At 69.7% G+C, this 13870-nt stretch carries 12 protein-coding genes, 2 pseudogenes and 1 riboswitch; of the genes and pseudogenes, 6 read left to right on the forward strand and 8 right to left on the reverse strand.

What is annotated here, in order from left to right; translation table 11 throughout:
- Window positions 1–17 precede the first annotated feature (17 nt).
- Window positions 18–1184 (forward strand): GGDEF domain-containing protein, encoded by a 1167-nt coding sequence (locus tag QZW52_RS05370; protein ID WP_293996086.1) that lies wholly within the window; start codon window positions 18–20, stop codon window positions 1182–1184.
- 15 nt (window positions 1185–1199) lie between these two features.
- Here QZW52_RS05370 and metW read toward each other — a convergent pair whose 3' ends face one another.
- Complete coding sequence (metW, locus tag QZW52_RS05375; protein ID WP_293996088.1) at window positions 1200–1784, reverse strand: methionine biosynthesis protein MetW; 585 nt, start codon at window positions 1782–1784, stop codon at window positions 1200–1202.
- Window positions 1781–2926, reverse strand: a complete 1146-nt coding sequence (gene metX / locus QZW52_RS05380; RefSeq protein ID WP_293996090.1) for a homoserine O-succinyltransferase MetX — start codon at window positions 2924–2926, stop codon at window positions 1781–1783. Before metX ends, metW begins: the two co-directional genes overlap by 4 nt.
- A 64-nt stretch (window positions 2927–2990) precedes the next feature.
- Window positions 2991–3063: riboswitch (SAM riboswitch) on the reverse strand.
- A gap of 191 nt (window positions 3064–3254) precedes the next feature.
- On the opposite strand from metX, the gene QZW52_RS05385 reads away from it, so the two are divergent.
- Window positions 3255–4046, forward strand: a complete 792-nt coding sequence (locus QZW52_RS05385) for a sensor histidine kinase (RefSeq protein ID WP_293996092.1) — start codon at window positions 3255–3257, stop codon at window positions 4044–4046.
- A gap of 2 nt (window positions 4047–4048) precedes the next feature.
- Here QZW52_RS05385 and QZW52_RS05390 read toward each other — a convergent pair whose 3' ends face one another.
- Window positions 4049–4669 carry a glutathione S-transferase family protein gene (locus tag QZW52_RS05390; protein WP_293996094.1) on the reverse strand — a complete coding sequence of 207 codons (621 nt, stop codon included), beginning with the start codon at window positions 4667–4669 and terminating at the stop codon, window positions 4049–4051.
- Window positions 4670–4755: 86 nt separating this feature from the next.
- Entirely contained in the window at window positions 4756–6339 is a 1584-nt protein-coding gene (locus QZW52_RS05395; RefSeq protein WP_293996096.1) for a GGDEF domain-containing protein, read from the reverse strand.
- 324 nt (window positions 6340–6663) lie between these two features.
- On the opposite strand from QZW52_RS05395, the gene QZW52_RS05400 reads away from it, so the two are divergent.
- The gene (locus QZW52_RS05400) at window positions 6664–7518 is read left to right on the forward strand and encodes a hypothetical protein (RefSeq protein ID WP_293996098.1); all 855 of its coding nucleotides are present in this window, start codon (window positions 6664–6666) and stop codon (window positions 7516–7518) included.
- A 14-nt stretch (window positions 7519–7532) separates the two neighbouring features.
- Here QZW52_RS05400 and QZW52_RS05405 read toward each other — a convergent pair whose 3' ends face one another.
- The 3 genes from QZW52_RS05405 to QZW52_RS05415 form a co-directional block, all read right to left on the reverse strand.
- Complete coding sequence (locus QZW52_RS05405; RefSeq protein WP_293996100.1) at window positions 7533–8321, reverse strand: hypothetical protein; 789 nt, start codon at window positions 8319–8321, stop codon at window positions 7533–7535.
- A 112-nt stretch (window positions 8322–8433) separates the two neighbouring features.
- Complete coding sequence (locus QZW52_RS05410; RefSeq protein WP_293996102.1) at window positions 8434–9570, reverse strand: iron-containing alcohol dehydrogenase; 1137 nt, start codon at window positions 9568–9570, stop codon at window positions 8434–8436.
- Between the two features lie 64 nt (window positions 9571–9634).
- Complete coding sequence (locus QZW52_RS05415) at window positions 9635–10921, reverse strand: DUF445 domain-containing protein (RefSeq protein ID WP_293996104.1); 1287 nt, start codon at window positions 10919–10921, stop codon at window positions 9635–9637.
- A gap of 161 nt (window positions 10922–11082) precedes the next feature.
- Between QZW52_RS05415 and QZW52_RS05420 the strand changes: the two genes are divergently transcribed.
- Window positions 11083–11874, forward strand: a complete 792-nt coding sequence (locus QZW52_RS05420) for an IclR family transcriptional regulator domain-containing protein (protein ID WP_293996106.1) — start codon at window positions 11083–11085, stop codon at window positions 11872–11874.
- 36 nt (window positions 11875–11910) lie between these two features.
- Window positions 11911–13137: a 4-hydroxybenzoate 3-monooxygenase gene (gene pobA, locus QZW52_RS05425; RefSeq protein WP_293996108.1), complete on the forward strand. Its 1227-nt coding sequence runs from the start codon at window positions 11911–11913 to the stop codon at window positions 13135–13137.
- A 134-nt stretch (window positions 13138–13271) separates the two neighbouring features.
- Here the strand turns inward: pobA and QZW52_RS05430 are convergent.
- Window positions 13272–13508 (reverse strand): annotated as a pseudogene (locus QZW52_RS05430) (transposase domain-containing protein); the annotation flags it as partial.
- Between the two features lie 50 nt (window positions 13509–13558).
- Between QZW52_RS05430 and QZW52_RS05435 the strand changes: the two are divergent.
- Window positions 13559–13744, forward strand: a pseudogene (locus tag QZW52_RS05435) (IS256 family transposase); the annotation flags it as partial.
- Window positions 13745–13870: the final 126 nt, after the last annotated feature.

Raw genomic sequence — 13870 nt, forward strand, 5'->3', positions numbered from 1 at the left:
CGGTCCCCCAGGAAGCCATGAAGATCAAGACGCGGATCAATCTGGTGCTCAGCGGTGCGGCGCTGGTGGCGATGGCGGCCATTGGAGGGGCGTCGTACTTCGGGTTGAAGGGCGAGGCCATCGCCACCGCCCGACGTGAAGCCGAGTTGCACCTGCAGGCCGTGGATGCCACCCGTGCCTACGCCGCCGAGGCGCTGCTGCCCGGTGCCTGGGAGGGCGACGCGGTCCAGCAGCGCCTGAGCGATGCGCGCCTCCTGGCCCAGGTGAACCGCCACTACGCCGGCCACGACTACAGCGAAGTGCGCTGGACCGGCGAGGCCCCACACGAGCCAGCCCTGCTCCCCCTCATCGAGCGGCTGCGCACCCACCCGGACGAGACGCTGCTGCAGGTGGACGAAGACACCCCCGCCGCCCGGCTGACCTTCGTGCGGGCGCTGCGCGACACGGCGCCCAGCGCCTCCACCACGCCGGTGCTGACTGGGCTGCAGCGGGTGTCGATGCCGCTGGAGTTGCCGATGCAACGGGCGGTGGACGCCTTCTGGCGGCAAATGGGCGGCATGGCGCTGCTGGTGGTGGTGCTGTTCATGGCGCTGAACCTGATGCTGCGCCGGCTGGTGGTGAATCCGGTGGACGTACACCAGCGCGCCCTGCGCCGGCTCGCCACGCAAGACAGCCTGACCGGCGCCACCAACCGGCGCGGCTTCATGGACCGGCTGCTGCGCGCGCAGTCCGAAGCGGAGGCGCAGGCCGAGCCGCTGTCGCTGGTGATGGTCGATCTGGACCACTTCAAGCGCATCAACGACGAGCACGGCCATGGGGTCGGCGACGCGGTGCTGCGCGAGGTGGCGCACCGGATGCGGCGCCAGATCCGGCGGGCCGACCTGCTGGGGCGGCTCGGCGGCGAGGAGTTCGCGATCCTGCTGCCCGACACGGATCTGGTGGGCGCCCGCACGCAGGCCGAGCACCTGATGACCGCCCTGCGCAGCCAGCCCTTCCCGGCGGTGGGCACGGTGACGGCCAGTCTGGGGGTAGCGCAGTGGAACGGGCGCGAGGCCGCGTCGTCGTGGCTGCACCGGGCGGACCTGGCGCTCTACGAGGCCAAGCACCTCGGGCGCAACCGACTGGTCGTGGCCGAAGACCTGGACACCGACTTGCTCGCGACCCGGCCCGCTCGGCTGGATTGACCGTGGTACGCTGGCTCAGCGCCGCTCGAACTTGAACACCGCCGTGCTGGCGCGCAGATTGGGCCAGTGGCGCACCACCTCGCCCTCGTGCAACCCGAAGGCGTCGAGGATGCGCAGGCCGTTCTTCTCGGCCAGGATGCGGAAATCGGCGAAGGTACCGACGCGGATGTTGGGCGTGTCGTACCACTGATACGGCAGCACCTTCGTCACCGGCATCCGTCCGCGCAGCACCTGCAGTCGGTTCGGCCAGTGCGCGAAGTTGGGGAAACTGACGATGCCAATGCGGCCGACGCGGGCGGTTTCCTGCAGCATGGCCTCGGTGTTGCGCAGGTTCTGCAGCGTGTCGAGCTGCAACACCACGTCGAAGCTGTTGTCCTCGAACAGGCTCAAGCCCTCTTCGAGGTTGCGCTGCAGCACGTTGACGCCACGCTGCACGCCCGCCAGCACCTTCGCATCGTCCAGCTCGACCCCGTAGCCGCGGCAGCTCCGCCGGTCACGCAGCAGCGCCAGCAGCGCGCCGTCGCCGCAACCGAGGTCCAGCACGCGGCTGCCCTCGGGCACCAGAGCGGCGATGATTTCCATGGCTTGGCGGTTGCTCATGCGTGCAGCTCCCCCGTGGTGTCCGCGTGGATATTGTCGAAATAGCTGCGCACCACGCCGTGGTAACGCGCATCGTCGAGCAGGAAGGCGTCGTGGCCGTGCGGTGCGTCGATCTCGGCGTAGCTCACGTCACGGCGGTTGTCGAGCAGCGCCTTGACGATCTCGCGCGAGCGCAGCGGGCTGAAGCGCCAGTCGGTCGTGAAGCTCACCACCAGGAACTTCGCCTGCGCCCGCGCCAGTGCCGCCGACAGGTTGCCGCCGAAGTCGCGCGCCGGGTCGAAGTAGTCGAGCGCCCGGGTGATCAACAAGTAGGTGTTGGCGTCGAAATACTCGCTGAACTTGTCGCCCTGGTAGCGCAGGTAGCTCTCGATCTGGAACTCGATGTCCTGGGTCGAATACGACAGCTCGGCCGAGCGCAGCGTGCGACCGAACTTGGCTTCCATCGAGTCGTCGGAAAGGTAGGTGATGTGGCCGATCATGCGGGCCACGGTCAGGCCGCGTTTCGGGACGACGCCGTGCGCGTAGAAATGGCCGCCGTGGAACTCCGGGTCGGTGACGATGGCGCGGCGGGCGACCTCGTTGAAGGCGATGTTCTGCGCCGAGAGGTTCGGGGCCGAGGCGATGACCAGGGCATGGCGGACCCGCTCGGGGTATTGGAGCGTCCAGCCCAGCGCCTGCATCCCGCCGAGGCTGCCACCCACCACGGCGGCGAGCTGCGCGATGCCCAGCCGGTCGAGCACGCGGGCCTGCGCGTCCACCCAGTCCTCCACCGTCACGACGGGGAAGTCGCTGCCGTAGGGGCGGCCGGTGTCCGGGTTGACGTGCATCGGGCCGGTCGAGCCGAAGCAGGAGCCGGGGTTGTTGACGCAGAGGACAAAGAAACGGTCGGTGTCCAGCGGCTTGCCGGGGCCGATGAGGTTGTCCCACCAGCCGACATTTTTCGGCTGGTCGGCATAGGCGCCAGCGACGTGGTGGCTGGCGTTGAGGGCGTGGCAGACGAGCACGGCGTTGCTGCGCGCAGCGTTGAGCGTGCCGTAGGTCTCGTACAGGAGCGTGTAGTCCCGCAGTGCGGCACCGCTGCGCAGCGGCAGTGGCTCGGCAAAGTGCATCTGCTGCGCGGTGACTGGACCCGGCATCGACATGGAGAGGCTCCCGACAACGACTAGAAAGCAAACAACCCGGCGCCGCCATCGAGGCAGTCACCGAGTCGTCGGGTGCCCCTCTTTAGCGGCATTTGTAGAGCGCCCGCAATCCGGACCAAATCGGCGCTGTGGAGGGCGAGTGTAGCGCGGCAGGTGCCACGCCCGCCGGCGCGGCCGCTCTGCGCGATCGGGCGCCCCGTGGTCCCCGAGACGGGTGGCACCGCGGCTGCAGAGGCCCGCGAGTTCGGGATGGGTGGCCGCCAGACGATCCGATCACAATTGTTACACCGTGGTTCTATTCGTCACCACCCCTTCACCGACCTGCCCCGTGACCCTGCCGCAACTCTCTGACCTGCCGAACGACCCCTGGCTGCTGGCCCTGTGTACGGTGGCGGCCCTGGCCGTGGCGGGGTTGGTGTGGGGGCGCTGGATGCCGGGCCGCCTGCGCCGGCCATTCGAGCCTAGCAGCGGCTGGCCGGGCACCCACGGCACGACCGGCCACGCCTCGCTCGGAGAGGTGCAGGACCGGCTCGGCATGCAGTTGCTCACCGCGCGCACCCTGGCACAGGTCGGCAACGGTGTACCACCCGGCGCACCGCGGCTGCAGCAGCTCGACCACCAGCTCGCCCAGGCCCTGCTGTCACTGCGCCTGATGCGGGACGCGATGCGCGCAGAGCCGGCTTCGCTCGCCGATGGACTCACGGGGCTGCAGGCGCATTTCCAGCCCGTGCTGACCGAGCGGGGCGTCCGGCTGGAGTGGGAGCTGACGCCGCAAGCCGAACAGGTGGCCTTGTCGGCGCGGGAGCGGCTGCACCTGCTGCGGGTGGTGCAGGAGGCCCTGGACAACGCTGTGGCACACGCACGCCACGCGACGCTGGTCTCGGTGTCCTGCCGCCTGCTGGCGCCGCGAGGGCAGCGCCAGCACCTGGCGCTGGTGGTCCAGGACGACGGACGCAGCCACGGCGGCGCCATCCACGTCCAGCGGCCGGATTTTGTCTACACCGGCACCGGCCTGGCGCGGCTGGAGCACCAGGCCGCCGAGATTGGTGCCAGGCTCGCCATGGGGCCAGGACCGAGCGGGTGGGTCGTCGAGGTGACGCTGCCGCTGCCGCTGGCGTGACGTCAGGGCGTGGGGGGCAGCGTGTTGGCGAAGCTCGGACGCAGTGAGAGCTTCTGCATCAGGCGCGCCAGATTGGGATGTTCTTCGCGCCAGGCAATGTGCGGGAAGCGGAAGTCCAGATAGCCCAGCGCGCACCCGACGGAGATGTCCGCCAGCGAAGGATGCAGGCCCGCGAACCAGGGCCGATCCTCCAGACCGCGGCCCAGGGCGAGCACGCTGGCGTGGACCTTGCCCATCTGGCGGTCGATCCAGGCGGCGCTGCGCTCGTGTTCGGCGCGGCCGGGCCAGGTGGTTTCCAGACGCGCCAGCACAGCCGCATCGAGCAGACCGTCGGCCAACGCCTCCCAGGTACGCACCTCCGCACGCTCGCGGCCCTTCTCGGGGATGAGGCGGCCGACCGGGGACAGCGTGTCCACGTATTCGACAATCACACGCGAATCGAACAGCGTGTCGCCCCCTTCGAGCATCAGACAGGGAACTTGGCCCAGTGGATTGGCTTCATTCAGACTCGACGGGTCGGACCAGGGGTCTTCCAGCACGAGCTTGTAATCGAGTTTCTTCTCCGCCAGCACGATACGCACTTTGCGAACGTAGGGGCTGGTGAGCGAGCCGATGAGTTTCATGAGCAGGCGTGGAATTTGTATTTTTGCGGGGGAAGTCCCTGGCCCATTCTAGCCGGCTGCTCCCGCAGACGTGCAAACGCCGCACCTCACGCCGCGATCTGCTGGTGCTGGAGCCGGCCAGCGCGCATTTCCTCGTCACAGCGGCGCATGAGCGTCTCGATGGTGTCGCCGGGACGCGCTTGCGCATGGCTGATGCTGACCTGCACCACCAGCCCGCCGGTCAGGGCCGACCAGTCGTGCGCGAGCACCGCCTCGGCGATGCGCTGGCAGACACGCGCCGTGTCGTCGGCCGACGAGCGGTGCAGGAGCACGGCGAATTCGTCGTGGGTCCAGCGGGCCGGCAGATCGCCCGCCCGCAAGGTCTCGCGCAGCAGCCGAGCCACCGCGCACAGCACGCGGTCGCGGATCAGCGGTGCATGGCGCTCGGCCAGCGTCTGCAGCCCCGTGACCCCGATCTGCAGCACCGAACAGCGCGCCCGCGACAAGTCCATCGTGCGCAGCATCTCCTGGGCCAACTGCAGAAAATAGCCTCGGGCGTGCAAGCCGGTCAGGCTATCGTCTGGTGGCAGGCTGAGCCGCGTGCGCTGTTGCAGTTCCCGCGCACGGGTCTGGGTGAAAAACTGCGCCAGCCGGGCATGGCCGGGCAAGGCGCGGGCGTGGCCGCCATGGCGGCGCTGTGCGCTCTCCCGCGCCACGTCCAGGGCCTGGGCGTGCTTGCCCTGGCCGAGCAGCAGGTGGACCAGCATCTGGGCGCCCTGCTCGGCCAGGGCTTCGTGGGACAGGCGGTGGGCCTCGTCGAAGACACGGCGGGCCGATGCCTCGGCAGCCGGCCACGCCCGCTGTTTCAGCGCAATCTCGGCCGCAGCCCAGACCGCGAGCAGGTCCAGCCAGGGCCGCTCGTCCTGCGTCAGCGGGCGAATGGAGGCCAGTTGAACCCGCGCGCGCTCGGTCTCGCCGCGCCAGCAGGTCAACAGCACCTGGACCCAGCCAAGCTGGAAGCGACCAGCGCGGGGCACCAGCGCATGCAGCCCGCCCGGCGTGGCATCGCAGCACTGCAGCACCTCGGCCACCGTGGCCTGTACCGCCAGACACGCGGGCGCATCCGCACCGCGCTCGTCCTGCCGGATGCAGTGCCACACCTGGGCGCAGGCGCGCTCGATGAGCCATTGCACCAGCCGCCCGGCGGACCCCGACTGCCGCACGGACTCCAGCGCACGGTCGAAGCAGTCCTGCGCCGCAGCGTTCTGCCCCGCCCAGACGAAGGCCAGTGCCAAGGCTTCTGCGGCCAGGAGGCGGTCGTCGGTGTCCTGCATGTCGTCGGCGAGGTGCTGGGCCAGCAAACCCGCCTCGATCGCCTCGTCGGTGCGGTTCAGCACGGCAGCCGCCGTGCAGGCCAGCGCCTGCGCCTGCACCAGGTCGCGGTCGGCGTCGCCCACCCGCAGCAATGCCATGGCCCGGCGCGCCGCTTCCAGCATGTCGAGGTAGGCGGACTGGTGCTGGTCGCACTGCGCGCGGTGGAGCCAGCCGCGGGCCTGTGCCAGCACGTCGTCGCAGGCAACGGCGCGTTCAATCAACTGCGCAGCGCGCAGACGGCAGTCGCCGACAGCGCCGGAGCGCCACAGGACGCGGCAAGTCGAGTCGAGTTCGTCCAAGCGCAGCAGGTTGGTCATGTGTTCCCCATCAAGTGGCGGAAAGTATGAGACGCCCCGCCACGCCGACCTGCGAAAAAATCGACGATTGCCACAAATTTCACTTCGCTAACCCCGCAAACGAGGGATATAGCCGGAAATGGAATACCTTGCCAAGGTCCGCCAAAGGGCGCTGGCGCCCCCCACACCAGGCAGGGAGCGTGGAAGGAGCGGGATTTCTTGCGTCCGCATGAACAGCCAGTCGTCTGCATGGGAATATGGCCCACGTTTCATGAGAATCTGTGAACCTTGACACGTCTGCAAGACAACAACACGGTTTTGAACGGTTCTGACTGGATGCCCACCATGATGCCTGCCCTGGCTGCCTCCGCCTCCGTGCGTACACGCCCACCTGTCGAGGTCTCGGGTCGCTCGGCGATCCGCTTTGACGAGGTGCTGCTGGCCACCGAGCGGCTCGCGCGCTGGCGCATCGGCGCCACAGTGACTTACCGCCCGCTGAGCGACGAATCCCCACGCCGCGTGGCCCAGCGCCTGCTCGCCAGCCTGGCGCCGTTGTCCGGGCTGCGCGCCAATGCGCAGTTGCTGGTGCAGGTGGCCGCACTGGGCCACGACCGTGGACTGCTGAACGAGGTACTGCACGCTGCCGGAGCCGCTTCGGTGGCGGTGACGCTGGACATGGCCGCGCCGGAGCAGTCGGACGCGCTGCTGGCATGCGCCACCGAGCTGCACCCGATCCACGGCGATCTGGGCCTGACCCTGTCCTGCGACCGGGCGCGCAGCCCGGTCGATGCCGACACGGCCTGCGACATGGGCCTGCGGCTGCGCCTCGTGCAGGAGCGGCGCCACGAGACGGGGGCGGCACGCAAGGCATCGGCGCTGGCGTTTGCGCACATGGTCGAGCGGGTGGCCGGCCGTGCCTGCCATGTCACCCTCGTCTGCCACGATCCGCAGATCGTCACCGACAGCCTGGAGCGGCTGCGCGCCGCCGGCACGCCGGTGGCGCTGGAGCTGCTGCCCGAGCTGCCGCACCAGGGCGTGCTGTGGGTGGCACGCACGCACCACCTGCCGATCCGCAGTTGTGTCAGCTATGGCCGCCCGCTGCCTGCCGAGGGTGCCACCGCGCACAGCCCGCGGGTGCTGTGGTGGTCCACGCTGAGCAACAGCCTGGGCACGCTGCTGCCGATGGCCGGCCACGCCTGAGTGACGCGCGGCGGCTACCCGCCATCCGTGTCGGGACGCTCGACAATCTCGTGGCTGTCGGGGCTGTCGGGGTTCTCGGCGTTCTCTGACAGACCGGCCTCCCCCAATCGGCGCTGCTCGCTCTCGGGCCGGGGCACCGGCGTGGCCCGTGCCAGCGCCATCCACACGGCAAACGGCAAGCCCGCCTCGTGCGCCAGCGCCCGCACCGGCGCCGGCCGCAGCGTCTGCAGCACCCCGGCGCGCATCTCCATGACGCCGCACTCGGGCGGCACGTCCTCCACCCGCCCGATCCCCTCGGCCAGCACGTAGTACAGCGCCCCGGCCATGTCGAGGTAAGCGGCCCGCTTGGCTGGGCGGCGCAGATCGGCCAGCAGGTCGGCGCGGCGCACCTTGATCTCGTGGACCACCGGCTGCAGGTAAGCGGCCACGGACGTGTGGCGCACCGAAAAGACATCCGGCATCGCCATTTGCCAGCCCTCGTCCTCCTGTGTCACCACCTTGGCGCGCAGCGACAGCCCGCGCCAGGCGATGCGGCCCTCGCGGAGCTGGGCCTGCGCCACCTGCTCGACCAGCGCCTCGTGGTCGCTGCGCACGGCGCGGTTGAGGGCGGCGGACTCGGCCAGCGTCTGGATGCCGGCGTCGGTGACGCGCAGGGTGCAGCGGCCGGCGGCGTCGTGCTGGCGCTCCAGCAGGCCCATCGCCAGCAACTCGGCCTCGACGATGTCCTGGGCGGGCCAGCCAGCAGAACGCCAGACTTCACGCAGGCGGCGGCGGTGCAAGCTGGTGAGACGGGGAGCGGTCATGGGCATGGAAACGGCTGCAGTGGGCCGATCATGCCGCAGGCACCATGGTCCTGTACCGTCCCTGCGGATGGTGCGATCACGCACCGATCAGGTGCCGTGCAGCGCAGGCGGTTCAGCGTGATGCGTCGAGCATGGCCCGGTAGTCGGCCGCGCTGGCCAGCCGCGGGTTGGTCTTGTGGCAATGGTCGGCCACCGCGCCGGCAATCACCCGGTCGTACAGCGTCTCGTCCACGCCCATCGCCACCAGCCCGGACGGCAGCCCCAGCCGCGCATTCAACGCGCGGATCGCCGGCCCGATGTCCTGCGCCGACGCCAGCCCCATCGCCTGCGCCATGCGCTCCAGCCGGCGCTCGCGCTGCACGGACTCGGCTTCGGCGTTGAAGGCGATCACGGCGGGGAGGAAGACCGCGTTGAGCGTGCCGTGGTGCAGCCGCGGATTGACGCCGCCCAGGCTGTGGCTGAGCGAATGCACGCAGCCGAGGCCCTTCTGGAAGGCCATCGCGCCCTGCATCGAGGCACTCATCATGTGCAGCCGCGCTTCGCGGTCCTGGCCATTGCGGGTAGCGCGCTCGATGTGCGCCCAGCCGCGGGTGAGGCCGTCCAGCGCGATGCCGTCGGCGGGCGGGTTGAACGGCGCGGCCATGAAGGTTTCCATGCAGTGCGCGATCGCGTCCATGCCGGTGGCGGCGGTGAGCAACGGGGGCAGGCCAAGGGTCAGATCCGGGTCGCAGATCGCGGCCTTGGGCATCAGGTGCCACGAGTGGAACCCGAGCTTGCGGCCGTCGTCCACGATCAGGATCGCGCCGCGGGCGACCTCGCTGCCGGTGCCCGCGGTGGTCGGCACGGCGATCAGCGGGGCGACGGCGGCGGTGATCTTCGGCGAGCCGCCCTCGATCGTTGCGTAGGTGGTCAGCGGGCCGGGGTGGGTCGCGGCGATCGCCACGCCCTTGGCGAGGTCGATGCTGGAGCCGCCGCCCACCGCGACCAGCCCGTCGCAGCCCTCCCGCCGGTAGACCCCGACCGCGGCGCGCACGGCGGCCTCGGTCGGGTTGGACGGCGTCTGGTCGAACACGGCCACGGGCAGGTCACGCAGCGCATCGAGCGCCGGCTGCAGCACCCCCGCGGCGCGCACGCCAGCATCGGTGACGACCAGCGGCCGGGTGATGCCGGTGCGGGCGCATTCGTCGGCGAGCAGGCGCACGGCGCCGGACGCAATCTGGCTCTGGGTGAGGTAGAGGATGAGCGACATCCCTGCATCCTAGGCAGCCACCGCACCGGCCGCAGCACAGGATTACCCGAGCGTCACCCGCGGATCAAGCGAGTGCGCGCTCCAGCAGGTGCAGGCCCAGCCCGATCAGGCCCCCCACCACCGTGCCGTTGAGCCGGATGAACTGCAGGTCGCGCCCGACGCCCAGCTCCAGCTCCCGCACCAGCACCTCGTCCGGCCAGTCACGCACCGTGCGGGCGATGTGCGCACCCGCCCCTTCGCGCAGTGCGGGCGCCAGGTGCTCGACGGCCGATTCCAGGTGCTCCTGCAGCGCCGTGCGCAGGGCACCGTCCGAGACCAGCGTCTCGCCCAATCGCTGCGCCACCACGCCCATCTGCGTGCTCAGACGCGAGCCGGGCGTGTTCAGGTCGGCCAGCAGCCAACCACGCAACTCGTCCCACAGCCCCTGCACCTGCGCCTGCAGCTCGGGCGCGTGCAGCCAGCGGTTCTTGGCCTCGTTGACGCGGGCGGCGAAGTCGGGATCGGTGCGCAGTCGCTCGATCCACTCGGCCACCACCGTGTCGAAGGCCAGCCGGCGCGGGTGCTGCGGGTCGTCATGCACCTCGCGCAACCAGCCCGCCAGCCCGCGCGCCGTGGCCGCTCCAAGCTTGAGCCCGAAGTCCTCCGGCTTGCCCATCATCGCCAGCCCGCGCAGCAGCATCGGGTACTCGCGCCCGGCGATCTCCAGCAGCATCGACGACAGCGTGTGCTGCACCGGCTCGGTCTCGACGTGGTCGGCGGCTTCCTGCAGCGCCTGACCGAACAGCGCCTGGTGCCGCCCCTGCGCCGTCAGCGTCTCCAGCAGGTCACCGGCCGAGCGCGACAGGTCCAGCCCTTCCAGCCGCGTCATCACGGCGCGTTGCACGGTGTCGCGCACGCGGGGGTCGTCCAGGGCGTTCACCACCTCGGACAGCACGCCCTGCAAATGCCCGCCCAGGCGCTGGGCATGGTCCGGCTGGCGCAACCATTCGCCCAGCCGGCGGATCGGGTCGAAGCCGCGCAGCCGGGCGATCAGCATCGGCGTGTCGAGGAAGCGGTCGCGGATGAAGCCGCCGAGCTGGTCGGCGAGCTGCGCCTTCTTGCGCGGGATGATGGCGGTGTGCGGAAACGGCAGGCCCAGCGGCCGGCGGAACAGCGCGACGACGGCGAACCAGTCCGCCAGCGCGCCCACCATCGCCGCCCCCGCAAAGGCGGCGACCCAGTCCCAGGCGCCGACGCGGTGCTGCACCAGCGCAAGGGTCAGCAGCGCGGCACAGGCCAGCAGCAGCCCGAGGGCGATCATCTTCATCTGGCGCAGGCGGGCCGCGCGGTCAGCAGGCAGGGCATTCAGCATCGGTCAAGGGGAACAGCAGTGGCAACCGCGCGATTGTGCGCGAAGGCATGGCGGCGTTGACCATGTACGCATGGCGCACAGACTGCGATTCAATGGGCGCATAGCGCACAGATGGAGGCCCCCCATCCATCCGCCACTACCCTTGATCCAGAGCCGATCCCATGACCCTTCCGCCCGACCGCCCCACCCCCGCCCCCGCCATCGCTGACCGTGACCTGATCGGCGGCCTGGAAAAAGGCTTGCGCGTCATCGAGGCGTTCGACCAGGACCGCGCCCGGCTCACGATCAGCGAGGTCGCCGCGCGCACCGGGTGGACGCGGGCGGCCGTGCGGCGCTGCCTGCTGACGCTGGTGCATCTGGGCTATGCGCGGCAGGACGAGCGGCATTTTTCGCTCAGCCCCAAGGTGATGCGGCTCGGCCAGTCCTACATGCACTCGGCGAAGTTGCCGCGGGCGATACAGCCGCAACTGCAGCGGATCGCGATGGCGATGCAGGAAGCGAGTTCGGCGGGCGTGCTGGAGGGGGACGACGTGATCGCCGTGGCCGCGGTGACGGCCGGGCGGGTGGTGTCCTCGACGCTGCAGCCGGGTACGCGCGTGCCGGCCTACTGCACCGCGAACGGCCGTGTGCTGACCGCCTGGCTGCCAACCGCCGAACTCGACGCCTGGATCGCCCGGCAGGACATGCCCGCGCGCACGGTCCACACGCTGACCGACCGCCAGCGCCTGCGCGAGGAACTGGCCCGCGTGCGTGCCCAGGGCTATGCGCTGGTGGACCAGGAACTGGAGCCGGGGCTGCGCACGGTGGCGGTGCCGCTGCGCAACCGGCGCGGCGAGGTCGTCGCGGCCATGAACGTCAGTGTCCACGCCGCCCGTGTGCGCATCGAAGACCTGCTCGACCGCTGCCTGCCCATGCTGCTGCAGGCGCAGGAACAACTCAAACCGCTCTTGTAGCGACCTCCCGCAGCGATCTCCCTGGAGACTCTTCCCATGTCCACGCCCACGTCCATGCCCAACCCCATTCCACGCCGCACCCAGGTGGCCATCATCGGCGCAGGTCCGGCCGGGCTGCTGCTCGGCCAGTTGCTGCACAACGCCGGCATCGACAACGTGGTCCTCGAAGCGCGCAGTGCAGAGTACGTGCTCGGCCGGATCAGGGCGGGCGTGCTGGAGCAGGTGACGACCGACTTGCTCGACGAGGCCGGCGTCGGTGCGCGCATGCACCGCGAAGGGCTGGTCCACGGCGGCATCGAGCTGGCCTTTGCCGGCGAACGCCACCGCATCGACCTGCAGACGCTCACCGGCGGCAAGACCGTGATGGTCTACGGCCAGACGGAAGTCACCCGTGACCTCATGGACGCGCGCACAGCGTCCGGTGCCCCCATCGTCTACGAAGCCGCGGACGTGCAGTTGCATGACATCGAGAGCGCAGCGCCCCGCGTGCGCTACACGCACGCGGGGGTGCGCCATGAACTCATGTGCGATTTCATGGCCGGCTGCGACGGTTTCCACGGGGTGAGCCGGGCCAGCATCCCGAAGGAGCGCATCCAGCACTTCGAGCGGGTCTACCCGTTCGGCTGGCTGGGCATCCTGGCGGATGTGCCACCGGTGGCGGACGAGTTGATCTACTCCAACCACGCACGGGGTTTCGCGCTGTGCAGCATGCGCAGCAAGACGCGCGTGCGCCACTACGTGCAGTGTTCGCTGCAGGACAAGGTGGAGGACTGGAGCGACGCACGGTTCTGGGACGAGCTGAAGCGCCGCCTGGATCCGGAAGCGGCCGCGAACATGGTCACCGGGCCGTCCATCGAGAAGAGCATCGCACCGCTGCGCAGCTTCGTCGCCGAGCCGATGCGCTTCGGACAACTGTTCCTCGCTGGGGATGCCGCCCACATCGTGCCGCCAACCGGCGCCAAGGGCTTGAACCTGGCCGCGGCGGACGTGCGCTACCTGAGCCGGGCGTTCATGGCGTTCTACAGCGACAGGAGCCGCGCAGGCATCGACGATTACTCCCGCAAGGCGCTGCGCCGGGTCTGGAAGGCCGAGCGATTCAGTTGGTACCTGACAAGCCTGCTGCACAAGTTCCCGGCCGGCAGTGGCGACACGGGCGAGTTCGGGCACCGTATGCAGACCGCGGAGCTGGATTACCTGGTGCATTCGACGGCGGCGATGACGTCGCTGGCCGAGAACTACGTGGGGCTGCCGTTCGAGGAATGAGTTGAAGGGCGGAGTCAAGTTGGAGCCGCGCAGCCAGGGGCTGCGCTCCTGGCTGCGTCCGCACCGGGGTGTCTCGCAGGACAAGTTGCCCCTGTACAGTGAGCGGCCAGCGGTCCCCCGTCAGGCGACCCTGATCAGTCCGGGGTTTGCAGAGGCTGCCAGCGATGAGGCAGCAAGTCGTCGATGCGGCTGTTGAGGTGGGTGGGCAGCCGTTCAAGGACATCGCGCAGGTAGGCCCAGGGCTTGATCTGGCGTTCGAGGTGGTTGTTGTCCACGGGCACCGCCCCGTCGAGCAGGTGGCGCGTCAGCGCTGCCCAGTGGTTGAGGCTGTAGTCGATGGCGTTGGCCGTGGCGCCGCCATCGGCGACGAGCCTATCCGGGATTTTGTGTGCGAGGCATAGCATGAGAAGAAGGAGCATGTATGCCAAGCAGGAAGACGACGAAGGCGGCGCTGGCCGCAGTGGCGGCGATGCCGGCGATACCGAAAGAGCTGATTGATCAGTTCGTGACGGGGCCGATGAGTCCGCAGGCGGTGGAAGCGGCGTCACTGGCGTTCAAGAAGGCGCTGATTGAGCGTGCGCTGGGAGCGGAGCTGTCACACCACCTGAGGGTGTCCGAAATTCTGTGTTCGAGGCTGAAAAGGCCACCCATTCAGGCGGCCACCGGGGAGAACCGTTCGCCATAGGCGATGGCGAGCTGCTTCATGACCTCACGCCACTCGCGCACGCTCCTG

Origin of the sequence: Sphaerotilus sp. (assembly GCF_013299175.1) — a bacterium.
Classification (GTDB): Bacteria; Pseudomonadota; Gammaproteobacteria; order Burkholderiales; family Burkholderiaceae_C; genus Sphaerotilus.